Annotated in this window: 18 protein-coding genes; all 18 read right to left on the bottom strand. The window is 31.9% G+C overall.

The window, feature by feature from the left end; genetic code table 11:
* Positions 1-40: 40 nt before the first annotated feature.
* On the bottom strand, positions 41-2560 hold the full coding sequence (locus tag OCV48_RS07825) for a BspA family leucine-rich repeat surface protein (protein WP_147591592.1): 2520 nt from the start codon (positions 2558-2560) through the stop codon (positions 41-43).
* 49 nt (positions 2561-2609) lie between these two features.
* On the bottom strand, positions 2610-4697 hold the full coding sequence (locus OCV48_RS07820; RefSeq protein ID WP_262559421.1) for a BspA family leucine-rich repeat surface protein: 2088 nt from the start codon (positions 4695-4697) through the stop codon (positions 2610-2612).
* A 57-nt stretch (positions 4698-4754) separates the two neighbouring features.
* Positions 4755-5039, bottom strand: coding sequence for a hypothetical protein (locus OCV48_RS07815; protein WP_021982350.1), 285 nt, complete (start codon positions 5037-5039; stop codon positions 4755-4757).
* A complete protein-coding gene (locus OCV48_RS07810) occupies positions 5039-5167 on the bottom strand; it encodes a hypothetical protein (protein WP_021982351.1) in 129 nt (42 codons plus the stop codon). Before OCV48_RS07810 ends, OCV48_RS07815 begins: the two co-directional genes overlap by 1 nt.
* Positions 5157-5675, bottom strand: a complete 519-nt coding sequence (locus tag OCV48_RS07805) for a hypothetical protein (RefSeq protein WP_021982352.1) — start codon at positions 5673-5675, stop codon at positions 5157-5159. The genes OCV48_RS07810 and OCV48_RS07805 overlap by 11 nt, the downstream gene beginning before the upstream one ends.
* 166 nt (positions 5676-5841) lie before the next feature.
* Positions 5842-8085, bottom strand: coding sequence for a BspA family leucine-rich repeat surface protein (locus tag OCV48_RS07800; protein WP_021982353.1), 2244 nt, complete (start codon positions 8083-8085; stop codon positions 5842-5844).
* Positions 8086-8089: 4 nt separating this feature from the next.
* A complete protein-coding gene (locus tag OCV48_RS07795; protein ID WP_147591590.1) occupies positions 8090-9730 on the bottom strand; it encodes a BspA family leucine-rich repeat surface protein in 1641 nt (546 codons plus the stop codon).
* Between the two features lie 367 nt (positions 9731-10097).
* Complete coding sequence (locus tag OCV48_RS07790; protein ID WP_262559420.1) at positions 10098-11678, bottom strand: BCCT family transporter; 1581 nt, start codon at positions 11676-11678, stop codon at positions 10098-10100.
* Positions 11671-11799 (bottom strand): hypothetical protein, encoded by a 129-nt coding sequence (locus tag OCV48_RS07785; protein WP_262559419.1) that lies wholly within the window; start codon positions 11797-11799, stop codon positions 11671-11673. Before OCV48_RS07785 ends, OCV48_RS07790 begins: the two co-directional genes overlap by 8 nt.
* A gap of 23 nt (positions 11800-11822) precedes the next feature.
* Entirely contained in the window at positions 11823-13580 is a 1758-nt protein-coding gene (locus OCV48_RS07780; protein WP_147591588.1) for an NTP transferase domain-containing protein, read from the bottom strand.
* 111 nt (positions 13581-13691) lie between these two features.
* Entirely contained in the window at positions 13692-15233 is a 1542-nt protein-coding gene (locus tag OCV48_RS07775) for a BCCT family transporter (RefSeq protein ID WP_147591587.1), read from the bottom strand.
* A gap of 89 nt (positions 15234-15322) precedes the next feature.
* Positions 15323-16039 (bottom strand): sugar phosphate nucleotidyltransferase, encoded by a 717-nt coding sequence (locus OCV48_RS07770; RefSeq protein ID WP_021982359.1) that lies wholly within the window; start codon positions 16037-16039, stop codon positions 15323-15325.
* Positions 16040-16177: 138 nt separating this feature from the next.
* Complete coding sequence (locus OCV48_RS07765; protein ID WP_147591586.1) at positions 16178-17146, bottom strand: choline/ethanolamine kinase family protein; 969 nt, start codon at positions 17144-17146, stop codon at positions 16178-16180.
* 118 nt (positions 17147-17264) lie between these two features.
* The gene (locus OCV48_RS07760) at positions 17265-18215 is read right to left on the bottom strand and encodes a LicD family protein (protein ID WP_021982361.1); all 951 of its coding nucleotides are present in this window, start codon (positions 18213-18215) and stop codon (positions 17265-17267) included.
* Positions 18216-18239: 24 nt separating this feature from the next.
* Complete coding sequence (locus tag OCV48_RS07755; protein ID WP_021982362.1) at positions 18240-19343, bottom strand: hypothetical protein; 1104 nt, start codon at positions 19341-19343, stop codon at positions 18240-18242.
* Positions 19344-19432: 89 nt separating this feature from the next.
* On the bottom strand, positions 19433-20251 hold the full coding sequence (locus OCV48_RS07750; RefSeq protein ID WP_147591585.1) for a DUF4422 domain-containing protein: 819 nt from the start codon (positions 20249-20251) through the stop codon (positions 19433-19435).
* A gap of 106 nt (positions 20252-20357) precedes the next feature.
* Positions 20358-24809, bottom strand: a complete 4452-nt coding sequence (locus OCV48_RS07745; RefSeq protein ID WP_262559418.1) for a right-handed parallel beta-helix repeat-containing protein — start codon at positions 24807-24809, stop codon at positions 20358-20360.
* A 53-nt stretch (positions 24810-24862) separates the two neighbouring features.
* On the bottom strand, positions 24863-26443 hold the full coding sequence (locus tag OCV48_RS07740) for a lipopolysaccharide biosynthesis protein (RefSeq protein WP_021982365.1): 1581 nt from the start codon (positions 26441-26443) through the stop codon (positions 24863-24865).

The following is a 26443-nucleotide window of genomic DNA, read 5'->3' as shown; positions in this document are numbered from 1 at the left end:
CTCCTCTTGCATTGTTTCTATCTACATTTCTGTATACAATTTAATTGCCGTCTTTCATAAAGCCTGTCTGTGTAAAGTATCCCGGATTAGATGAACCTCCATCTATATGTGCATATTTTATATCACTTTTATACATTCCATACTTCGTTCCTTTTGCACCTGTAAGTTTATTACATCCATAAAATATGTTATCACCTTCTATGACATTATCAACATTAAATTTATTGTTTGCATATATTGTGCTGATATTTAAACAAGTATAGAACATACCTCCCATATGCGTTACTTCGGACGTATTAAAGCTACTTATGTCCAATTGGCTTAATCCACTGCAATATGCAAACATATGTGACATATCTGTTACTTTAGATGTATCAAAACTACTTATATCTAATTTATTTAATGAACTGCAGCCACTAAACATATATCGCATATTAGTTACTTTAGATGTTTTAAATCTGCTTATATCCAATTGTTCCAATTTACTGCAGTCCCTGAACATATATTGCATCTCTATAACTCTTGATGTATTAAAGTTACTTAAATCCAGATTACTTAAATTGCTGCAGCCATCAAACATGTTATCCATCATTGTTACTGACGAAGTATCAAATCTGCTCAATTCCAGACTCCTTAATGAACTGCAGCCACTAAACATATGATACATGCTTACTACATTTGAAGTATCAAAGCTGCTTACATTCAATCGTGTTAATTTGCTACAGTTTTTAAACATCATATGCATATTTGTTACATATTGTGTATTAAAGTTTTTCAAATCCAGACTGGTCAACCCACTACATTCACTAAACATATATTGCATCTCTATAACTCTTGATGTATCAAAATTGCTTATATCCAGTTTATTTAATCCGCTGCAACCACTAAACATATGTGACATATCTGTTACTTTCGATGTATAAAAGTTGCTTAAATCCAATTGATTTAATTCACCACAATCTATAAACATATATCTCATGTCATATACATTAGATGTATTAAAACTGCTTACGTTTAACTGTTTCAACCCACTACATCCCATAAACATATACTTCATATCTGTTACATTAGATGTATTAAAACTGCTTAAATTTAATTCATTTAATTTGCTACATTCTTTAAACATAAAGCTCGTGGTTTTTACATTAGATGTATTAAAGTTATCTACATTTAACCGGCTCAACGATCTACAGCAGGCAAACATATATGACATATCTATTACTTTCGACGTATTAAAATTACTTATATTTAATTCACTTAAATTACCACATCCAAAAAACATATCTGACATATCTGTTACTTTCGATGTATTAAAATTGCTTAAATTTAACTCTTTTAATTTGCTGCACTTCTCAAACATGTTACGCATATTTGTTACATTTGATGTATTAAAGTTACCTAAATACAATTCAATTAATTCACTGCATGAGTAAAACATGTCTGACATATCTCTTACTTTTGATGTATCAAAATTGCTTATGTTTAACTCTTTTAATTCACTACAACCTGCAAACATGCAGGACATATTCGTTACATTTGACGTATCAAAATTTTTAAATTCTATATCCGATATTTTATAATCCATAAACATATACGGACAATTGTTAGGTCCCATTTTTTCATCAGTTATGCTTACAACATAATATTCTGTACCTATTGCATATACTTTTATTACACCATTATTATCCGAACTGATGTCTGTGCCTTTCTGCGAATTTAACTTAGCTGCCACATCAGCCGGCATATCTTTTTTACTTATGAAATGTATCTTTGTAGCAGTAGATGGGACTGCTTTTTTGAATGGCTCTATGCCAAACTTAATTGTCTGACCTTTTACGACTGTTTTTATCCATTTTCCATCTTCACCAACATAATATTTGTTATTGTCTACCCATTCAGACACTGCCATACTTCCATCAGTTTTTACGTAGTATGTACTGCTTATCCATTTTGATGTCTGCATTTCACCTGTTTTATTTACATAGTACCACTTGCTATTTACGTTTATCCATTTCGATGTCTGCATTTCACCTGTTTTGCTTACATAGTACCACTTGTTTTTTACATTTATCCACTTTGATGTCTGCATTTCACCTGTTTTGCCTACATAGTACCACTTGTTTTTTACGTTTATCCATTTCGATGTCTGCATTTCACCTGTTTTGCTTACATAGTACCACTTGTTTTTTGCATTTATCCACTTTGATGTCTGCATTTCGCCTGTTTTATCTACATAGTACCATTTACTATTTGTGTTTATCCACTTCGACTTCTGCAATACTGAATTAGAATCATAATAATACCATTTACCGTCTATTTTCTGCCAACCTGTTTTCACATTACTGCTTTTATCTTCAGATGCAGCTACATTATTAGATGTCACCTGTACAGCACTTATTGAATCTTCACCTTTAGATTCGACATATACTGCACTATGTTCCGTTTCTTCTGCATTCGCTTCCACCACACTAAAATACGATTTTCCCATGATGGCAGCCATAAACACTACTAACGTCGTAATCACGTATCTTATTTTTTTAATTGCTTTTTCTTTGTGCATTCTTTTAATTCCTCCGTTTTGCAAAGCAGATGTTACATTAGCTTTCTACTTATTTTTTAGCACTCTTAACCCACTTGCCGTCAGCTCCGACATAATATTTGCCACCATCTACCCATTCAGATACTGCCATGATTCCATCAGCTTTTACATAATAAGTATTGCTTATCCACTTAGATGTCTGCATTACACCACTGGCATCAAAACAATACCACTTTTTATTTATCTGCTGCCAACCTGTCTGCATCTCTCCACTTGCATTGAAATAATACCACTTTTTATTTATCTGCTGCCAGCCTGTCTGCATTACTCCATTTGCATTGAAATAATACCACTTTTTATTTATCTGCTGCCAACCTGTCTGCATCTCTCCGCTTGCATTGAAATGATACCACTTCTTATTTATCTGTTGCCAGCCTGTCTGCATTACTCCATTTGCATTGAAATAATACCACTTTTTATTTATCTGCTGCCAGCCTGTCTGCATCTCTCCGCTTGCATTGAAATGATACCACTTCTTATTTATCTGTTGCCAGCCTGTCTGCATTACTCCATTTGCATTGAAATAATACCACCTTTTATTTATCTGCTGCCAGCCTGTCTTAAGACTTCCATCATAATTCTTATAACTCCATTTTGCCCCCTTTTTAATCCAGCCAACTTGTCTAAGGTAGCCCGGCTTAGAACTTCCACCATCTATTCTTGCATATTCATCTTTATCCACTGAATATTTTGTTCCTTCGCCACCTACAATACTATAACAATTCTTAAATATATTTTTTCTCTGAGCATTTGCTGTATCAAAATTCTTCACATATACAGATTTCAATGCAATACAGCTTTCAAACATATTGTTCATTTTTATTGCGTTTGTTGTTGTAAAAGTTGTCAGGTCCAGACTGGTTAGTGAATAACAATTTCTAAACATTTTGTCAAAGTATTTTACATTCTTCGTATCAAATATACTTAAGTCTACACTTCTTAAAGACGAACAGTCATTAAATAATTCTTCCATATCATCTACTTTAGTAATCTTAGTTTTGGGCAGCTTAAGATTAGTAAGCAATTTGCAGCCAGCAAACATTCTATAAATTGTTTCTACATTACTTGTATCAAAATTACTTATATCTATGCTTCTTAATTTGCTGCAATTATTAAACATCCCCGCTATCGTAATAAGTTTTGGAGTTCTGAAATTACTTACATCTATCTGTGTTAATGAACTGCAATCAGCAAACATTGCTGTCATATATTGTATATTACGCGTATCAAAATTACTTACATCTATACTTTTTAATGATGTACATCCATAAAACATTCCAACAACACTAGTTGTCTTAGATGTATTAAATGAGCTTACATCAATACCGGTTAATAATTCACAGCCGCTGAACATATAGCCCATCTCTGTTACATTTCGAGTGTCAAATCCCTTAACATTGATATTCTCAAGTGCATTACACCCAAGAAACATCGTGCCCATATTTGTTACATTCCGGGAATCAAATCCCTTAACATCAATATTCTTAAGCACCTTACATCCATCGAACATTCCATACATACTTGTTACATTTTTAGTATTAAATGAGCTTATATTTACTTTCTCAAGACTACTACAGCCTTGGAACATTCTAGACATATCTGTAACTTTACTTGTATTGAAGCCACTTAAATCAAGTTCTTTAAGCTTCCCGCTTTCTGCAAACATATATTTCATATCAGTTACATATCGTGTATCAAAATTATTAAACTTTATGCTTTTTAATTCTTTATAATACGAAAAGATAAAGTCACCAGCCGATATTGACATTATGGCATTATTCATACTGACAATATAGTATGAATTATCAATTTTAAATAGCTTTATTGAACCATTCATTTTTTCACTTAGGTCTATTCCATTCATTTTGTTTATCTTATCTGCCACAGTTTTAGGAAGATCCTTTTTAGAAATAAATATGATTTCTTCGCAGTCAGCATCAATGGCTTTACGCATCACGCGATCATTAAATATTTCTATATTCTCTGCCGCATCAGCCTTTACATAATTAACATACATACTTCCAATAAGAATTGTCATAATCACAACCAATGTTGTAATTACACATCTTATACTTTTAGTGATCTTTTTCTTATTCATTTTCATAAGTTCCTCCATTTTCTCTGAAATAATATATATTTTCAATCTTTATCTTTACTATTGTTTTATTAATTTTTCTTTGATTTTTGCAATTACTTCATCTACATTATGCGTATTGATATTAGCACCTTCATCAATATAAGTAACAATTTTTTCACCCATTTCCTGCTCAGATGTATTTTGTTTACCATAATATGATTTTAACTCTTCCAAATTCATATTACAAATCAGCTTCATTTGATTCATTAATTCTTCAGATAATTTATCATTATACAATTTTGTATATGCATTTTGAATATCTTCAAAAGTAATTACATTACCTATTTCCATCTCACTAATCATTACACCAATAGCATCAGAAATATCATAATCTCTCCCGGAACTTTTCCCAGTTCTTTTCGATATTCCTTTGCAAACTGTTTTATTATCTCAAATGCATTTTCTCTTGTAATTCTCCCTTTATACTGCATCGTACAAATCCCCTTCTATAATGTTATATTTAGCAAATTCTTTAATACCGGATTTTTTATTTGTAATCATAGAATCCCCCACATAAAATGGTTTTTCAAGTTTCATATTTCGCATGTCATTATATTTGTCACACAAAGGAATATCATATTTCTTACTGATGTAGTCAACTGTAGCAACAAGATATAACATTTTAATATAGTCGCTATGAAATCGATAATATTCTACATCTTCACATTCAATAATTCCTAACACTGTTTGTAAATCATTTCTCTTTATATCATGATGAAGATTGTTTCTAAATGTCTGGAAATCTTCCTTATGATAAACTATCTGATCCGGACGATATCCTAAAACTTTAGCAAGTTTTTCTACAGTGTAATACGTGCATGTTCCCAAATCAACCTGTCCTTTTATTATTGGATAAAGCGTTGCATATGGAATACAACTCTTTTGTGAACATACTCTAATATTCATATTTTGCTTTTTTAATTCTGCAACAAAATCCATAGTCTTCACCTCTTAAAACCATTTTATCGGTATACCGATAAAATGTCAATTAATTTTTGTCTATATAAATTTATATTATTTTGTAAAAAGTTGTTACTATAATTCTCACAGCAACCACTTTATTTTATACATTCACTTAACTTATTCTATATTCTTGTTTTTCATTCTACTTCTTTGCCCCTTTAACCCACTTGCCGTCAGCTCCGACATAATATTTGCCACCATCTACCCATTCAGATACTGCCATGGTTCCATCAGCTTTTACATAATAAGTATTGCTTATCCACTTAGATGTCTGCATTACACCACTGGCATCAAAACAATACCACTTTTTATTTATCTGCTGCCAACCTGTCTGCATTATTCCATCTTTACCTACATAATACCATTTATTGCTTAATTTCAGCCATTTTGACGTCTGCATTTCGCCTGACTCATTAACATAATACCATTTTCCACTTGATTTAACCCAGCAAGCAGAATACATTTCACCATTAGCATTAAATGCATACCATTTTTTATCAAGATTCATCCAGCCTGTCTGAAGACTTCCATCAAGTTTTTTATATGTCCACTTGTTTCCTTTTTTAATCCAACCAACTTTATTTAAATAGCCCGGTTTCGCACTTCCACCGTCTATACGCACATATGCACTCTTTGAACCTGAATACTTTGTGCCATTGCCTCCTGTAATGCTATAACAATTTCTAAACATATTATTCACAGTTGCGCTTCCTACATCAAATTTATTAACATATACCGATTTGAGTGCATTACAATTTTCAAACATGCTGTCAAATGATGTAGCTTTTGCAGTAGAGAAGCTTCTTAAGCTAACACTTGTTAAAGCTCTGCAATTTTTAAACATTCCATCAAATTTACTTCCATTTCTTGTATCAAATGAACTTAAATTGACTCCCTGCAATGATGTACAATCACCAAACATATAGCTGAAATCACTTATTTTCTTCGTATTAAGATTGCCAAGATTAACACTCTGTAATGATGTACACCCGTTAAACATATTCTCAATTGTGTATATAGAATCTGATGTTATCCAGCTTACATCTATACTTTTTAGCTGCTTACAGCCTTGAAACATCTTTGCCATTCTTGTAACATTCGCAGCCTTGGCTTTAGGCATCTTTATGCTTTTGAGTGACGAGCATCCTTCAAACATACTCTCAAGCCATTCTGCCTCGTTGAATTCAAAATTACTTATGTCTATGCTTTGTAATGAACTACAACCCATAAACATCCCCCACATTCCAGCCCTTGATGTTTTAAATTTGCTTACATCTATTGAGGTTAATGAACTGCAATTTTCAAACATTCCGTTAAAATTTGATACATATTCCGTATTAAAATGACTTACGTCTATACTTTTAAGTGATGTGCAGCCTGAAAACATGCAGCCCATATTACTGGCATTATCAGTTCTGAATGCTTTTAAATTAAGTGTTGTAAGTTTCCCACAATTCATAAACATGGCTCCCATATCTATGACATATCGCGTATTAAATCCTCTTAAATCAAGACTTGTTAGAGAGTCACAATTTTTAAACATATATCTCATACTGGTAACATATTCCGTATTAAAACTGCTTACATCCAGTTTTTCAAGCATAGAACATTCTGCAAACATTTGATCCATTTTTCTCGCACTACCCGTATTGAAACTGCTAAGATCAAGTTCCTTGAGATTACTACACTCACTAAACATGCCAACAAAACTGTCCACATTTTTAGTATTAATTCCGCTTAAATTAACTTTTGTAAGTTCCCTGCACTTTTCAAACATATCTCCCATATTAGTCACATTTTCCGTATTAAGTCCGCTCAGGTTAACCTCTGTGAGGTCATAGCAGTTACTAAACATCCCATACATATCTGTTACATATCGCGCATCAAGTCCACTTAAATCTATTTTCTTAAGGCTTTGACATCTTTCAAACATATAACTCATACTTTCTACATAACGTATATCAAAGTTGCGAAATTCAACCGTTTCTAATTGTGAATAATATTTAAAAAGCATATCACATTCATCTATAGCCATTATTGCATTATTCATGCTTACTACATAATATGTATCACCAACCAAATACACACATATGGAACTGTCACCATCAATGCTTATATCTGTACCTGTTAATTTATCTATCTTTGCAGATATATCTGACCTAATATCCTTTTTCGAAATAAATACAATATTTTTAGCACTGTCAGGAACTGCAGCCTTTAATTTAGATTTCTTTAACATGATAACTTTAGCATTATCTGCTGCCTGAACTTCCTTCATATCTGTAATAAATCCGGATACAACCAGCATTAATGCCATAATCACCAATGCCATAATATGCTTACCATATTTCTTATTATTAACTTTTAACTTCTTTAAAATATTCATAAACTTAACCTTTCTTTACCCATTTTCCGTCTGCGCCGACATAATATCTGCCATTATCTACCCATTGAGATATAGCCATTGTTCCGTCAGCTTTCACATAATATGTTCCACCTATCCACTTGGAAGTCTGCATATGACCTGCTGAATTAAAATAATACCATTTATTATTAATCTTACCCCAGCCTGTCTTCATCTCACCTGAAGTATTAAAATAGAACCAGTTGCCATTAATCTGCTTCCAGCCTGTCTGCATTATTCCTGAACCATTAAAATAATACCACTTATGCTTAACCTGTTTCCAGCCTTTTGTCTTTTTTCCGTCAATTTTAATGTAAGTCCAGCTATTGCCCTGCTTCTTCCAGCCTGTCCTTGTAAAATATCCGGGATTACTGCTTCCTCCATCTATGTGTGCAAATTCTGAACCGATGTTGTTCCCGCCAATTACATATTTTGTTCCACTTCCTCCTTCAAGGTCATAACAATATTCGAACATTTCCGGTGCTTCCACATTTACTTTAAAACTGCTGCTTGCACCGATTTTTTTTAGCTCATCACAAAACCAGAACATTTTCGTCATGTCCGTAACTTTAGATGTATCAAAATTAGCCAGATCTAAACTTTTTAATTTATCACAGCCATAAAACATCTGATACATACTCTTAACATTAGAAGTATTGAAATTAGACAAATCTAACTCTCTTATTTCATAGATATTTCGAAACATTCCTCCCATATTGGTTACTTTAGATGTATCAAAGTTGCTCACGTCTAATTCTGCTAAATTCCTACAGCTACCAAACATAACCGACATATTAGTAACTTTGGATGTATCAAAGTTACTCACATCTAAGTGTCTTAAGTTACCACAGCTTGCAAACATAGATGCCATGTCAGTTACTTTAGATGTGTCGAAGTTACTTACATCTATACTTGTAAGACCACAGCCTTCAAACATATATCTCATATCTGTTACATTGCGCGTATTAAAGCTTGATACATTGACATCTTTCAAATGTGTACAGCCCATAAACATATACTGCATATATGTTACTTTCTTAGTATTAAAATTCGACAGATTAAGAAAATTCAAACTCTCACAATCTGCAAACATATATTGCATGTCAGTTACATTACGTGTATCAAACTTACTTACATCTATACTTGTTATGTCATAACATCTCCTGAACATATATTTCATACTGGTTACATTTCCTGTATAGAAATTCGTAAAATCGATTTTTAAAAGTCTCATGTAATCAGAAAACATATATGCACATGTATCCGGCTGCATCGTCTTATTATTCATACTTACCACATATGCTTTATTTGTATCTATCAAAAATACCTTTACAGAGCCATCCTGCTTAACACTTATGTCCTGTCCTGACTGCTTATTAATTTCTGTTAATACATTTCCCCGCAAATCCTTCTTCGAAACAAAATGAATTTCTATTATTTTTAACGAATACGTAGATTCAGTAAATTTCTGCCGGCTAAACGTTACAATATCTGTAGTTTCTGCCGCAATAGTTTCTACACTGTTAAACCATATGTTGAATACAATCATAGCCATAATTGCAATCATAATTGTGCATATATGTCTACGTCTTATTTGACATACCATAGCTTTCTCTGACTTTTTCATAACTTCTCTCCATTTCCATTGTTTTTCTTAATACAAAATCTGCTTTTTTATATCTTTCCTGTGTACCTCATCATAAATTATCCACTGTTTCCAAAATATAGAATCTGTTATTTCATATTTTTATATAACCTGCGTACATTTATGAATCATTCAAATCATTAGTTATCAAAAAGCGGTAAGAAATCTGCACCCAACACTTCTTACCGCCTTTACTACTAGCTATATTTATATACTAGCATATAAAATTATTTTTTACCATATTAATTTTCAAAGTTCAATTAGTTCAGTACTAATTTATTAAACAATATTTATTAGTATTTACTACTATATCGATAATGTTTTTATGAATATTAATATTATAATATTTCTACTTATTAGCTTCAGTCTCTTTTTTATCTTCTTCGCAAATCACTGGTTTTTCTTTCTCCTCTAAATATTTCTTAGCATCTTTAAAGAAACTTGCTACTATCATTATTACTATTATTCCAATTGGAAATGCTGCAATAATCGATACCGATTGCAGGCTATACATTGAATTCTCTGAGAAAATTAATGCTATCGGGAATAATATAAACATAATCGCCCAGAATGTTCTGACTTTCTTATCAGGTTCTTCATCAACTTTTAATTTCTTATATGAGTATGATGATATTACCATTGTAAGTGCATCAAAAGTTGTTGAATAGAAAGCTATCATGGTTATTACCAGAAGAATAAGTCCTATGCTTGACAATGGCAACGTATCAAATATTTTCATAATAGCTGCTGAATAATCGCCATTTGCTGCAATACTTCCACTTACATCAAGGCCATGCTTCATCTGCTGTGCCAGACCATAGTTACCAAGAATAATAAATGATGTAAACGTTCCTGCAAGACCCCATCCATAGCCACCAAGTACCGTATTTTTAACTGTTCTTCCCTTACTAATTTTACCAATAAAGAATGGAGTAGCCACACACCATACCATCCAGTATGCCCAATAATAGATTGTCCAGTTCTGTGGAAATGAATTCTCACGAAGTGGATCTAACCAGGTTGCCATTCCAATGAAGTTCTGTGTCATATTTCCTATTGCCGAAAATCCTGTTTCTAAAATATATGTAGCTTCTTTACCACCGATTAAGAAGTATAATAACAATGCAAAGAATAGGTATGAACAGCCTGAAGCCAGTCTTGATACACCTTTCATTCCAAGTAAAACAGTTAGTGTATATACAAATGCTATAATCAGAAGAATTATAATTGTTAATGTTGTACCCTTGTTGAACCCGAACACTTCACTAAGTGCTGTAGATAACAGAGGAGTTGCAAGCGAAAATGTTGTAGCCGTACCTGCAATCAATGCAAATATTGCTATTAAATCAATAATTTTCCCCCAAATACCATCCACCTTATCTCCTAAAAGCGGTCTGCACCCTTCAGAGAATTTCTGTTTTTCTCTTCCTCTTATATGCAGCATAAATCCAAACGCTACAGCCAATACAATATAAAAGCTCCATGCTATTGGTCCCCAATGGAATAACGGATATGTAGATGCCCATTTCTGGATTCCGCCTAATTGCTCTATATATGGCTCATTTGCATATAATGCCCATTCACATAGAGAATAAAATAAGATATCTGCTGCCATAGTCGAAGTAAATATCATTACACCCCAGCTAAATGATGAATACTGCGGTTTGTCACAATCTTTTCCTAACTTAATCTTTCCATACTTAGAAAATGCTATAAACATTGTACATGCAAATATTCCAAGTCCTAATATAGCATAATATATGCCGAAGTCATCTCCCAGAAAACCTCTGATATTCTTTAATACTGCTGTGGATTCATTCGGAAATACCATAAACATAATACACATTGCAATAACACCTATAAGAGGTACTATCATTGAAAACCAGTCTAATCTTCCTATTAATCCTTCCTTTTTCGTTTCTTTACTCATCTTTCTTTCCTCCATTTACAATATTTTCATAACTTTTATCTAGTTTAATTAACTCATCAAACAAGAGGTATGGTGTGGTATCCGTAACCGGTCTCGTTCTGCTTTCTAAGCCTGCTGCCATTATAATGGCTCTTTTTATAGGATTTATAATTTCTCCATTTCCTCCTTGGCTATCCTGTAGTATTCTTTAGCATATCTGTACTGTCTTATTGAATAATCTCCAAAATCAACACCCTGATTTCTCTTATATTCACACCAGTTACTCCACAACAGACCACAAACAGCAATATAACAATATATCTTTATCCGTATTTCAGGTAAGCAATTGTTTTCATAATAAATGTCAATTAATTCATCCATTTTATCTCTATCATACATAGCATATATTCCAAACATTGCTATATCTATATCATGGTCCTGCATTCCTGCATATTCCCAATCTATTAACGTTATCTTCTCTGTTCCGTCAGCTGCCTTACTAAACAGAAAATTATCACAATTAGCATCTATATGACATAAGATTTTCTCTTTGACGTGACTGTCTATATATTCTTTTAATTCATACATTTTATTTTTTGTATCAATGTAATCCCTGTAAACAGACGGCTTGCCTTCCCATAAGTTTTCATAAAATTCCATATTCTTAAATATATCAAATTCATGACCAACTTCTAACTTAAGCTTATGAAAATCTTTTAACCTGCTTATGCATCGGCTTACTTCATCTTTATTGAATGGATCACACATTCTTACATTTTCTATGTATTCTGTTATTTTATAACCTGTATCCGGGTCAATAAATATTATCTCGTCACAGATTTTTTTATCCTTTATTACGTTATAAACCTCTGCCTCCTGCTTCCTGTTTATCATCTCATTTGCTCCGGGACCTGGTATTCTCATAATATATTTTTTACCCTTACAATTGAATAAAAATGAGCGGTTCGTCATTCCCTTTTTAAGCACCTCAATATTCTTTATATCTCCTATTCCTACGCTCATAACATCAGCGATAATTTCAATTGCCTTTGACTTAAGATTCGCCGATTCACCATCTAATTCCTTTAACTGCTCATATGTATTTATCTCCACAGCATCACCACTCTTTACGATTTTAGCTGCTACCTTAATTCTATCCGTAAATAATGCTTCTTCCCAGAATTTATCACTATTTCTTTCATTTTCGCATAACCTGATTATCTCTTCTTTAACTAAAGCCGCATCTTCACCTGTAAGATAGCTTATTCCTATCATAGCATTGCCTTGCTCGTCATCTTTGACAGGTATTAATTCTTTCTTTCTGTTAATACTTACTGTGCTCTCGATATTCTTTGTATCATTTACCATATACCACGAATATAATTCGACACCATCGTAAGGATTATTCTTACACCAGATATCACATGGAATAATGTATGAATCAGATAACTTATCTATAACTTTGTTAACCGAATACAGATTGTTCTTCATAGAGTATTCGCTGTTAACAACCATTTCTATATTATATTTATCTATCAGATATTCATATTGTTCTTTCATAAAACCAACAACTATGTATATCTTATCTATACCTGCCTCATGTAACTGCTTAATAGTTCTTTCTATCAGAGGTTCTCCTTTAACTTCTAACATTCCTTTAGATACTTCAGTATTAATTGGCACCATTCTCATTCCGAAACCCGCTGCTAAAATAATAGCATTCTGTGGTCTGCTCTTTTTAATTAATTCTAACGCCTTAGGTAACAGCTGCATTTCACCATCTAAATATTTATTATCTATAAGCTCTTTAATGCATTTATTAACAGTTCCTAATGAATGTCCCGTTGCCTCAGCTATCATTCTCTGATTAATACTTTTATCTTTAAATATATATTTTAATACATCTTTTTCCTGGTTGTTCATAATTGTCTCCTTTTTACATTTCGTGAACGTCTAGTAAAAATATAACACATAAAGTAATATCTGTCTATAAAAAATTACTCTATGTGTTATATTTGTTATATTTAATATTAATTATGACGTTTTTCCTGATTTCTTATCTTTTATATAGCTATTAGCATCTTTAAAGAAACTTACTATAACCATTATAACCACCACGCCCATCGGAAATGCTGATATTACCGACACCGACTGTAAGCTGTACATCGAGTTCTCTGCAAATATAAGCGCTATTGGAAATAACACGAATACTATTGCCCAGAATGTTCTTACTGCTTTATGTGGTTCTTTATCTGCCTTTAACTTCTTATATGAATATGATGATATAACCATCGTTAATGCATCTAGTGTTGTAGAATAGAACGTTATCATTGTAATTACTAACATAATTAAGCCAATGCTTGATAATGGCAATGTATCAAATATTTTAAGTATGGCTGCCGAATAATCACCTGTGTTGGCAATTGTTCCACTGATATCCACACCATGTTTTAACTGCTGTGCCATACCATAATTACCAAGAATTATAAATGATACAAAAGTTCCTGCAAGTCCCCATGCATATCCGCCTAATATTGTATTCTTAATTGTTCTTCCTTTACTGATTTTACCAATAAAGAATGGTGTTGCTGCACAACATGTAAGCCAGTAAGCCCAGTAATAAATTGTCCAGTTCTGTGGAAACATATTCTCACGAAGTGGATCAAGATTAGTAGCCATTCCAATAAAATTCTGTGTCATATTACCTATTGCCGAAAAACCTGTTTCTAATATGTATGTAGCCTCACGTCCACCTATAAGAACGTATAATAAAAGTGCGAAGAAAAGGTATGAACAATATGATGCTAACTTCTGTATACCTTTCATTCCAAAAAGTACTGTTAATGTATATACTAAAGCAATTACAAGTAATACACACATTGTAAGCCCTGTTCCCTGTTTAAAGCCAAATACTCTTGTAAGTGCTCTTGTAAGCAATGGTGTTGATACTGAGAAACTCGTCGCGGTTCCCGCTATTAATGCAAATATAGCAATAACATTGATTATCTTGCCCCATATTCCATCTACCTTATCACCAATAAGTGGTCTGCATCCTTCAGAGAACTTCTGTTTCTCTCTGCCTCTTACATGAAGCATAAATCCAAATGCCGCACCTACCATTATGTAGAAACTCCATCCTATTGGTCCCCAATGGAATAACGGATACGTTGATGCCCATTTCTGAATACCACCCAAACTATTGATATATGGTTCATTTGCATATAATGCCCATTCACATAATGAATAGAATAATGTATCTGCTGCCATTGTAGCTGTAAATATCATTACACCCCAGCTAAAAGACGAATATATAGGTTTATCATCTTCTTTACCAAGTTTTATCTTTCCATACTTAGAAAATGCAACAAACATTGTACATGCAAACATTCCAAGTCCCACGATTGCATATATTATTCCTATATCATCACTGAAGAAACTTCTTACCTTCTGTATTATTATCTCTGACTGTCTTGGTGACAAAAATATCCATATACATACTGCTATAACACCTAACAATGGTACTATCATTGAAAACCAGTCAATATCACTACTTCTTCTCTGCTCTTTATTTTCCATCTCTGCTCTCCTATGTCTTTTATCCTTTAATTTATACCAGGCATATACTTAATGTCTTCTTATATCCTAAGCCTTATAATTTATTTCTATTAATTCTCTTTATATTTCGCATAACTGCTATCCATCGCAATTAACTCTTCTAAGCTGTCAATTTCTATCATATCTTCTCTCTTCATTTCCATAATGCCCATCTTATATTCATCAAAATGACAGATGCATGGTATATCATCCCAATATATCTTGGTATTCTTCTTCTCTATGAATTCAAGTTCTAAATGTCTCTTTAACTTTTGTCCATCCTCTTCTGTCCATCTTGATATGCTGAACATCTGCCATGCATGATTCCCACCGATTCTGCTGCATGACACACCAATACCATTCTCTACAGTAAGAGTCCATTCGATAGTATCTTCATCTGTCCATACACAATTATATCCCGAACGTTCGAACTCAGGTCTTAATATTTCTGCGTTGCGAATTACCTGATCTCCATCAAGTATAAGTACATTCTTTAAATGTTCCCTCGCCATATATAATGAGGAAATATTATTACATGTTTCATAATAGGGATTTTCAATGAATTGGATAAAAGGATATTTCTCCTTAATAACGTTGAACTTTTCTTTAAGATATCCTACAACTATGTATATTTCAGTAATCCCATTAGCTAATAATCCATCTATACATGTTTCAATCATTCTCTTACCATTTACCTTTACTAAAGGCTTAGGTATCGTATCCGTAACCGGCCTCATTCGGTTACCAAAACCGGCCGCCATTATTATAGCTCGCTCTACATGATGCATTTGTCTGCCCTTCTTTCTTATATTTTCATATCAGTTGTCATATATCTATGCCTGATATGTTATCTTATTTGTTATGAACCTGTTTATTATGCCAAAATTTAATTATTATGAATCTGATAACTCTGGCTATCAAAGTTATTAGCTTCGCATCTCTGCTTTAGCAATATCATAAAATTCTTTAGCATATCTGTACTGCATTAATGAATACTCTCCAAAGTTAATTCCCAGATGTCTCTTATATTCACACCAGTTACTTGTTAACATTGCATAAATTGCAACATAGCAATATATATTTATTCTTCTTTCTCTTGTACAGCCTTCCGGAAAATATATTGAAATAAGCTTATCTATCTGTTCCCTGTTATACATTGCATATGTGCCAAACACAGCAATATCCACATCAGGGTCCTGCATTCCTGCATATTCCCAATCGATAAGATTCAACTTTTCTTCTCCATTCTCGTCTGTACTAAATAGAAAATTATTATAATTAGGATCAATATGCGTTAATACCATCTCGCCTGCGTGTTCTTCTATGTAATCTTTTAACTCATATATTTTCTTCTTAGTCTCTTCATAATCCGGATACATTGATGATCTGCCCTTCCAAAGCTTCTCATAATATTCCAGATACCAGAATAAATCATATGTATGACCTACTTTCAATTTCATATTGTGAAATTCACGTAATTTCTTCATACATTTTCTTAAATCTTCTTCATTTAACGGATCACATGCTCTCGCATCTTCTATATATTCAGTAATTTTGTAACCCGTTTTTGGATTAATATATATTATATTATCACAAATATCTTTATCGCTGATAATATTATAAACTGCCGCTTCTTCTTCCCTGTTAACGGTCTCTTTTGAACCATTCCCCGGTATTCTCATAATATATTTCTTATCTTCATATTCAAATATAAATGAGCGGTTAGTCATTCCTTTCTTTAGTGCTGATACATTCTTTATACCATCTAATGGTACTTTCATCACCTTGGCAATAAGCTCAGCCACTTCTTTATCCTCAATTTTTTCTGCTTCACTTTCTTCTGTACATCTCTTAATATCTTTATCTTCCGCGTTATTAACTTTATTCTCGACCATTACATATCTCCTTATTTTTCATAGGCAACGAACCAAACTATAACATATCTGTAGTTTTTTGTCTAGTCTGGTATAATCACTGTTATATCCTGCCGTATTTTGCTATATTTAGTTATATCTATTTATTTCCACTCTTATCTTTTGTTATCTTATTAATATATTCAGTATATGATCTGTCTGTGTCAATTATCATATCACCATGTGCGCTGGCTCCTTTCTTGAATACCATATAGTCTCCATAATCATTTCTCAGCATCTCATCATAATCAACTGATATCGGAAGTTTTATGAATTCAAATGGCATATATTCAACCTTATCGAAATATGACTTTAATCTCTTGCCCCATCTCTCTATATCGAACGAAAACTCTAAAGTTGTCACATACTTTGTCTCCATATTGTTATACCTCTTACAGACCTCTTCAAATTTCCTAAAGTTCTTCTCTTCAAGCTTAGTCTTTCTTAAAAACGTATTTACAACCGGATATAATATTCCCTTTACTTTGCTCTGCCATGTATTCTGCTTATAATATCTAGTAGACCATCTCGCATATTTAACAGCTCTTTTCCTGTATTTTTCTGCATCTTTCTTCTGCTGCTCGTATAACTTCTTATCATCAATAACGTTATCCATTACGAATACATCAAGAAATAATCCTTGATTAAACTTAAATTTGCCCTCTTCTGTCTTCAATATTCCTGTAGTTGCTGAATTTCTAAGTTGTGCATGTCCTCTTAGACAACCCGGGTCACTATATTCTGTCTGTAAGAAATATGGATATTTAAACTCTGTCTCTGCCACTTTCAATAATTTCTCATAATCATCACGAAACATTGTAACGTCTATATCATCATCCCATGGTATAAATCCTTTATGTCTTACTGTTCCTAGCATCGTACCATCTGTAATGTAATATTTGAGATTATGTTTCTTACACACTTCGTCTAACTGCATAAGCAAGTCTATCTCTATTGCCCATACTTCTTTAATGTCTTTGGTTACCGTATAATCACATCTTACTTCTTCTTCAAGAAAGCCGTCTGGTAACTCTATCTTTAAATCTACCATAATTGTCTGCTTAAATATATTTTATTATTCATTCTCTATCTTATCTAAAGCTGTAGAAAATGCCTTTGTAAAATATTCTCCTTCCCTTAATTTTCTTCCTATAATTTCAACATTCTTACGCATTATTTCATATTCTTCGTTACTTAATCCGCTTATTGCCTTACTGATATCTTTTAATGAATCTACTGCTATACCCAGGTTATTCTTTAATATGAAATCCGCCATTGCAGCCTGCTTCCATATTATTACCGGAAGCCCTGATGCAAGATAAAGTGATGTCTTGTGTGGATTATTATATTTTAAATATTCGCCTGTATTACCTTTACAACTCTCATCGCTTGGTCCATCCCATATAATCCCGAAGTTACCTGCTATTATGCCCGGTAATTTTTCTGCCGGAAATGAACCATGCCATTTTGAATTAGATGTTGCTTTAGTTTCGTCAAAGTTATTACCATAGAGGTTTATAAATATTTTGTCGTTATTCTCATAATCCTTAATGAGTTCATATATGTAGCCACTCTTACCAATAGCTAAATTTCCTGCAATAGACACCTCACATCTATTATTATCAAAAGGGGTTATCTGTTCGGATTTCTCAATATTCGTCAAATAGTCAAATATTCCAAGTAGTATTAGTCTATTACTATCAAATCCTTTTTCAATAAGATACTTCTTCATCTTTTCATTATGGCAAATAACATAATCCATTTTCTTTAAAAGCATATTATCTGCAATTTCATTGGTTTTGGTATTATTTTCTATTACTCCCGCTATTCCCTGCCTTAATGATTCTAAATCATGTACTATTGCTATAAATTTAATATTCTTTCTTTTTTTCAATATTGGTACACATTTATTAGTATATCTATTACCATACATTGGATGTTGATAAAGTACAATCGCATCTTTTGGTATTTTGAAATATAATTTTATCCAATTGATAGGACATATAATGCAAAGCCACAATTTCTTATATATTTTACTACCTTTATCAGGAAATGTCGGAAGTACCACTCTGTTATATCCATTTTTCTTACATATATCTGCAATATCATCTTTAGCTTTTGAACCTGCAGTATTCCTTTTAATACGATTAATATCTATATAATATATCTGTTTTGCCATCAGTAATTTACTCCTTCTGTGATATCAATTAAACAAGCTTTTCTAAATCACTTAATCCCGAAATATAATTAGTCAATCTATACACTCTCTTAAAAACTGCCATTATATTTTTTACTAAAAAATTTAGCTTTTAAAAATGCAAATATTTTCTTTGTCCAATTTATCTTTTCAATATGTATACACTTTATTTCTTTTATATCTTCTTTCTTTAAGTTACCACTTTCTAATTGATAATCAAGCCATACATTAAAGATAATTTCCGAAACTCTTCCATAAAATCTATTCTGAAATGCTGATAATTCCGGCATGTTTTTCATCTTTTGCAACTCAAACAGAATATTAAACAACCATTGACAATACTGATTTAAATATTCCTTTTCCATTATCATCATATTGAACATATATCCATATGATCTTTTTACGATTTTATCATATGACTTCAAATAATCTGGATACTTTTCACTAATTATTCTTCTAGTTTCATCTAACTGCCAAGCATAATGTGTATGCTTATAATGGCTATATAAAGATTCTATGTAATATTTTCTTTTATTTGGTACAAAAACCTTTATCTTCCCAAGATAGGGTTTTATCTCCTCATATTTTAAGATGCTGTCAAACGGATCTTTACCCTTTTTCTTCATGCAGAAATGTCTTCTATAATGTGCAAGACCTATATACTTCGCATCAAGATTCTTCCACGCCCAATAGATACCCGTAAGTTCACAAAAGCTTGGATTCAATTCTGAGATATTATCTCCTGTATTATCCTTTATGTAACCTAAGTCGAGTGGTTTTCCGCTATCATCTGTTTTACCCTCTGCTCCAACATGGAGCGGAAGATACATTTTGTCTTCAGGCATTCTGTATTTCTTATGTGTTGCAATAATTATTCTAATCTCTTCCATTTTCCTCTAATTCTTTCTTTTTTTTATTGTCATTACATTAATTGTTCTGAAAATTCTCATATCTATATTATAATTATAGTTATGGAACTTCCAGAACATAGTTTTTTTATTTTGTTGCGTCCTTTATCCATTTACCATCAGAACCAACATAATATTTACCACCACATACCCATTCATCAATGGCCATGCTTCCGTCTTCTTTTACATAGTATATACCTTTTATCCACTTTGAGGTCTGCATTATTCCAAGTTCATCAAAATAAAACCATTTTCCTTTATTATTTATCCATTTTGACGTTTGCATTATTCCTGAACCATTAAAGTAATACCATTTATTAGCCTTTTTTAGCCAGCCTGTCTGCATCACTCCTGAGCCATTAAAGTAATACCATTTATTAGCCTTTTTTAGCCAGCCTGTCTGCATCACTCCTGAACCATTAAGATAATACCATTTACTACTTATTTTCTGCCAGCCTGTCTGCATCACTCCTGAACTATTAAGATAATACCATTTACCACTTATTTTCTGCCAGCCTGTCTGCTTTACGCCTAAGCTATTATAATAATACCATTTACTACTTATTTTCTGCCAGCCTGTTATGATTTGTTTTTTGATAGTAAAATTTTTAACTACATAACTACTATAACTACCTATTCCTGTAATTATGACCATTGCATTTCCCGGTTCAGTATTTTTATCATAGACAACCTGATAATCTATATCCTTAACAAGTTCTGTTCCATTATATGTTATTTTTAATTCCGGTTCTACTGCATTTCCAGTATAGTTTTGTTCATTTATATTTTCAATGTCCGCAAGCCTTATGGAAATTTTTGTATCTGTTATCGGAAAATCTGTTTTACTATATGTATATGTTCCTGATGTACTCACAGCATTATTGCTTGCTTTTCCTGTGCTTGCATCATTTGAATTAATATCTTTTTTACCACTATTTATTACATCATTGGCTGTAAGAATAACTTCTTTACTTGCATTTACAGTTATTCCATGTAATGTACTGGCTGTAACAAAATTATCTTTAATATTCGCAATATTGGTTTTATATATCTGAATTCCATTACCCTTTGAATTCTGTATATCATTACCTATAACTTCTGCATTATCTACAGTATGTATATAGATACCTGCTGCTCCTGTAATATCTATATCATTGTTTTCAACATTAATATTAGATGACAAATTAGCCTTAATTCCAGCATTTCCGGAATTTGTAACTGTATTTTCTACAACATTATTTATGTCATTACCTGTATATAGGCAGTTGTATAACATTATTCCGACTTGTCCGCTTGCATCAATATTGTTTTTTCTAATATCTGCTAATGCAGCATTTATATTAATTCCGTTTTCTCCGGCTCCTCTAATTGTATTTCCAGTTAAAACTGCTTTCGATTTATCCCTAATTACAACACCATGTTTTGTAGTGGTATCTACTGTATTATTTTTTAATGTTGTTTCTGCTGATGATACTAATATTCCATAATTAGACGAATTTTTTACTATATTATTCAGTACATTTTTTACAATCGATGCCGTTGATATATATATTCCATTAATACCGGCTCCTGAAACATTGTTATTATTAATATCTGATACATTGGCTTTATATGTATATATACCGTTATTTATCGGATTTATTACAACATTGTTATTTATTTCCTTAACATTACTTTCCATTGCATATATTGCATTAGTCTTACAACCAGATATATTATTATTATTTGCAAGGTTAACATCACTATTTGTAAAGTAAATACTTTCAAATACTGAATCTGTAATTGTATTATTTATCACATCATTTTTTATAGTGTATTGTTCTTTATCCTTTGAATTATATATAACAATTCCATAATTTTTAGGTGCATCTACACTATTATTTTTAATATTACCTCTACTGGCATTTATAAAAATACCATTATATCCTATATCTGTTAGTTTATTATCAGATATAAGTGCTTCAGAATTCTGATTTAACAGAATTCCATTATTACCAGTACCACTGATTATATTATATTCAATATCGGCCTTACTATTAGCTAGCTGGATGGCATCATTCTCTGAACCATTAACAGTATTTCTATTAACTTTACTAATGATATTGTCTGTATACTGACAATTATATAGCATAATTCCAACTAATTTACTGTTTTCAACATTGTTTTCACAAATATCTGCTAATGAATCATTAACATTAATTCCATTTTCTCCGGCTAACTTAACAATGTTATTATTTAGTTTTACTTTTGAACCAACCCTAAGCATAACCGCATGGCTTACACTTGTATTAATGGAATTATTATTTAGTTCTGCTTCTGATGAAGATATCAGCACACCATAATTACCTGAATTATTTATATCGTTTTTTGAAATTACACAACCTGTGGAATTATTCACAAAAAGCCCTGTAGTCTTACTATTATCAATATTATTGTCTGTTAATTTTATATTATCTCCATTAGTTATGCGTATTCCATAAGTTTTGGAATTATTGATAGTGTTTCCTGAAATTTCTGCATCATTATCCTGATATATATTCATTCCCATACGATTAGGTATGAACTCGTCAGCAGCTATTTCCACACTATTATTCTTAACAACACCCGATGAATTTCTCAATGTTAAAAACTCTGTTACATTTGTTGCTATATTGGAATCTATATTAACATTATTATAGTTATATGCATTTATGCATATTGCTTTAATATTATTAAATTTATTATTACTAATTTCAAAATTTACTCCTCTATTATCTATTAAAGCATGATTACCAATACCTGATATAAGATTATTAAATGTACAATTTTTTACTACAATATTGTTACATAATGTACCATCATATGGTAATGCTGGAACCTCTGATGTCCCATCCTCTGTTATACAATCAATATGTAGTGCTTCCATAACTCTATACGAATTCTCATAATCTATGCTGCCATCTTCATTATATACGTAATAGTTTTCCGTATCAGGTTCCGTACCTGTATACAAATGTGCATCTTCAAAAGTAACATTATCAACTACTACTCCATTAGCACCTGCAAAAACAACCATATGTCTTCCGCAATATCCCTTAATTGTACAATCTTTAAGAGTTATATTGTTACAATGATTGAATCTTAGCACATCACACATTACAGTTGTATCTGTAATGTTTCCGTCCCATATTCCTCCTATAATAGTTATATTCGAAGTCTGGTCATATCCACCTAAAAGCTCACCTTTTCCTTGACAACTTTGTAACATCTCCTGGTCTTCATCAAGTCTTACAATTTTGGCATTCGCATCTAGAACAAGTGTCGTATTAGAATATATATTAAGTCTTTTACTTATATAATATGTACCCTCCGGTATGTTTACCGTAATCGGCGTATCATTATCTCTACCAATTTCTAAGACCTTATTTAATGCATCGATGTCATCTGTTTTATCTGTTCCATCAACACCATAATCACATACATTTATATTTCCTGATATCCATTTCCCATAGAAATGTACTGTTTCTCCAGGCTTTACAGTTCTTGCTACATTAACATTGGGATTATATACATATAATTTGTCATTTGATGTAGCCTCTGACTCTGATAACCAGTTAACATTTATTCCATCAGATGTATATGCCCATCTGCCATCACTTTCTCTCTTTGCATACCACCCTCCCAGTACACTATTTTCTTTTTTAAAATCAAGTTCATTTGCTGATAATGTATCCGTAGGAGTTCCATATTCTACTACCGTTGTGTATTTTGATTCTTCACTGTTTAAATCTTTATGATACTTGATTGTGTAGCTATTTTCTACCCAAACACCATAGAAATGAACTACTGTTCCTGCTGGAACAGTCTTGGCAACATGTGTTCCACTTGTATATAGGCATAAGTAGCCACCTTCTGGACATTCGGTTGCCCATATTACCGTGTTTCCATCTAACGTGTATGCCCATTTTCCATCACTTTCTCTATACACATACCAACCTGATAATGCTAATCCATTATTCTCAAAGCCAAGTTCTTCCGCTGTAAGTGTCTTTGTATCTGTTCCATATGTTACTTTTGTTGTTATATTACTTGCTTCCGATTTATCATCTTTATGATATTTTACTGTAAAATAATCATCTACCCATACACCATAAAAATCAATTGCCCTACCTGCTGGTACTGTCTTAGCTACTGTTATTCCTTCCTTGTACAAACATAAAGAAGCACCCTCTGGACATTCGGTTGCCCATATTACCGTGTTTCCATCTAACGTGTATGCCCATTTTCCATCATACTGTCTTCTTACATACCAACCTCTTAATAGTTTTCCACTTCTCGAATACCCTAAGTCCGTTGCTGTAAGTGTTTTCGTTGTCACTCCATATTCAACATGTGATATGATACTTGATGCTTCACTATCCATATCTTCATGATAATATATTGTGAAATAATTAGAAATTTCATCTGCAAAAACTGTCTTAACCAGTGAAATATCTAAATTTCCAATAATTAGTGTGACTGCCATCAATATCGCTACAAGTCTTTTTAATTTTTTCTCCATGTCGTCACGTCCTTTCTCCATTTGTATATTCTTAGCTACATTACAATTTATTCTTACGCATTTTTCTTTATGTGAATAAATTTATTTATTATCCTTTTAGCAATACCTACAAGATATTTTCCCTCTTCAGTTTTTCTATATATAAGAAAAACAACAAGAGGAACACTAATTCCACATATTGCTGAATGAACTACTACTGATAACCAACCCCAGCCAGTTAGAAAATTATTACAAATAATGTAATCTACAATACCCACCATCACAACAATAAGAAATTGCTTTGCAAACCTTAGATAATATTGAATAAGAGAAAATTTATTTTCAAATCCATATTTGTGTATTATCATTGGATCAAACCATACAAAAGTGAGCCAGTCTGCCACTATTGTACCAATCAAAACACCATAAATTCCACATACATGTACTAATGCTACCGATACACCTAAATTTATTATACAACCTGCAACCGGTCTGTATTTTGCCTGTTGAAATAATCCCATTATATTTCTAAATCTATTAAATTGTTTACAAACTGCCAATGTATATAATTCCAATCCAATTAGAAATGCGAAGGGCTGTTTAATTACCCAGGATGAACCAATCCATGCTGTTATTAATTCATCAGCAACACAAGCAATACCTACGAATGCTGTCCCACCTATTATACATGTTACAAGATTAATTGACTTAAATATCTGATATTCGTGTGCTTTATCTTTTTCTGTGTGTAAATTCCCCAAACTATGTGTTAATGAATCATATATTTTGCTAAATAAAGTATAAAATGTAGTATATAAAATATAATAATTTGAATACAATGCTACATAAGATATACCCATAACCGCCGATATAATTATATTGTCTGTTGACTTAATAACAAAACTGTTTACATTGTATATAAAAAGAGCTGAACAATCTTTAAATATCCCTTTTATCTCTTTAGTTGCTACTTTTTCTTCACATTTTTCATTTATATAAGGATACATTTTATCAGCCATTCTTGCACAACATATATTCTGCAATATAACCTGCAAAACCAATATCACTACATAAATAACAAAATCCGTAAATAATATAAGGCAAATAATCTGTGCAATTCCCGCTACAATTGTGAATACATAACTTACAATATTGATTAAGTATTCTTTCTGATTAGCTCTAATTATAGCACTTTTATAAGAAAAAAACAAATATGATGTAACTGATTTTAATAGATATAATATAAATATAAAAACTGCATTTATATGTAATTTTTCTAATTTATCATAATCACTTATCAATATTGGTAAAAACGGAATTAAACATAGCCCTACGCCCGCAATTATGGCCCCGATAATTCTATATATTTTTTTATATAGTTCCATTAACTGTGCTAATCTTTTATAATCATTTTTAGCAATTGGTTCATATAATTTAAATAAAATTGCATTTGAAAATCCAAATTCTGTCAATGACAACATATTTAAAATATTTGAATATAATCCGTTAATACCTAGATATGACTTTCCAAGAGTCTTAATAAATACAGTTCTTACTATAAACTGCATTAATATTGTGATAAATTGTCCACCCATACTACTAACAAAATTGTATATAGTATTAGATACCCTTGAATTTTTCTTTTCTACTATCAT

Origin of the sequence: Bovifimicola ammoniilytica, assembly GCF_025567085.1 — a bacterium.
GTDB classification, from domain to species: domain Bacteria; phylum Bacillota; class Clostridia; order Lachnospirales; family Lachnospiraceae; genus Bovifimicola; species Bovifimicola ammoniilytica.
This window is presented reverse-complemented; position numbering and strand designations above follow the sequence as displayed.

Bases quoted from the DNA above. Each gene is read 5' to 3' on its own strand.
- OCV48_RS07825 (WP_147591592.1), bottom strand. From the start codon at position 2,560: ATGCACAAAGAAAAAGCAATTAAAAAAATAAGATACGTGATTACGACG.
- OCV48_RS07820 (WP_262559421.1), bottom strand. From the start codon at position 4,697: ATGAATAAGAAAAAGATCACTAAAAGTATAAGATGTGTAATTACAACA.
- OCV48_RS07815 (WP_021982350.1), bottom strand. From the start codon at position 5,039: ATGATTAGTGAGATGGAAATAGGTAATGTAATTACTTTTGAAGATATT.
- OCV48_RS07810 (WP_021982351.1), bottom strand. From the start codon at position 5,167: ATGCAGTATAAAGGGAGAATTACAAGAGAAAATGCATTTGAGATAATA.
- OCV48_RS07805 (WP_021982352.1), bottom strand. From the start codon at position 5,675: ATGGATTTTGTTGCAGAATTAAAAAAGCAAAATATGAATATTAGAGTA.
- OCV48_RS07800 (WP_021982353.1), bottom strand. From the start codon at position 8,085: ATGAATATTTTAAAGAAGTTAAAAGTTAATAATAAGAAATATGGTAAG.
- OCV48_RS07795 (WP_147591590.1), bottom strand. From the start codon at position 9,730: ATGAAAAAGTCAGAGAAAGCTATGGTATGTCAAATAAGACGTAGACAT.
- OCV48_RS07790 (WP_262559420.1), bottom strand. From the start codon at position 11,678: ATGAGTAAAGAAACGAAAAAGGAAGGATTAATAGGAAGATTAGACTGG.
- OCV48_RS07785 (WP_262559419.1), bottom strand. From the start codon at position 11,799: ATGGCAGCAGGCTTAGAAAGCAGAACGAGACCGGTTACGGATACCACA.
- OCV48_RS07780 (WP_147591588.1), bottom strand. From the start codon at position 13,580: ATGAACAACCAGGAAAAAGATGTATTAAAATATATATTTAAAGATAAA.
- OCV48_RS07775 (WP_147591587.1), bottom strand. From the start codon at position 15,233: ATGGAAAATAAAGAGCAGAGAAGAAGTAGTGATATTGACTGGTTTTCA.
- OCV48_RS07770 (WP_021982359.1), bottom strand. From the start codon at position 16,039: ATGCATCATGTAGAGCGAGCTATAATAATGGCGGCCGGTTTTGGTAAC.
- OCV48_RS07765 (WP_147591586.1), bottom strand. From the start codon at position 17,146: ATGGTCGAGAATAAAGTTAATAACGCGGAAGATAAAGATATTAAGAGA.
- OCV48_RS07760 (WP_021982361.1), bottom strand. From the start codon at position 18,215: ATGGTAGATTTAAAGATAGAGTTACCAGACGGCTTTCTTGAAGAAGAA.
- OCV48_RS07755 (WP_021982362.1), bottom strand. From the start codon at position 19,343: ATGGCAAAACAGATATATTATATAGATATTAATCGTATTAAAAGGAAT.
- OCV48_RS07750 (WP_147591585.1), bottom strand. From the start codon at position 20,251: ATGGAAGAGATTAGAATAATTATTGCAACACATAAGAAATACAGAATG.
- OCV48_RS07745 (WP_262559418.1), bottom strand. From the start codon at position 24,809: ATGGAGAAAAAATTAAAAAGACTTGTAGCGATATTGATGGCAGTCACA.
- OCV48_RS07740 (WP_021982365.1), bottom strand. From the start codon at position 26,443: ATGATAGTAGAAAAGAAAAATTCAAGGGTATCTAATACTATATACAAT.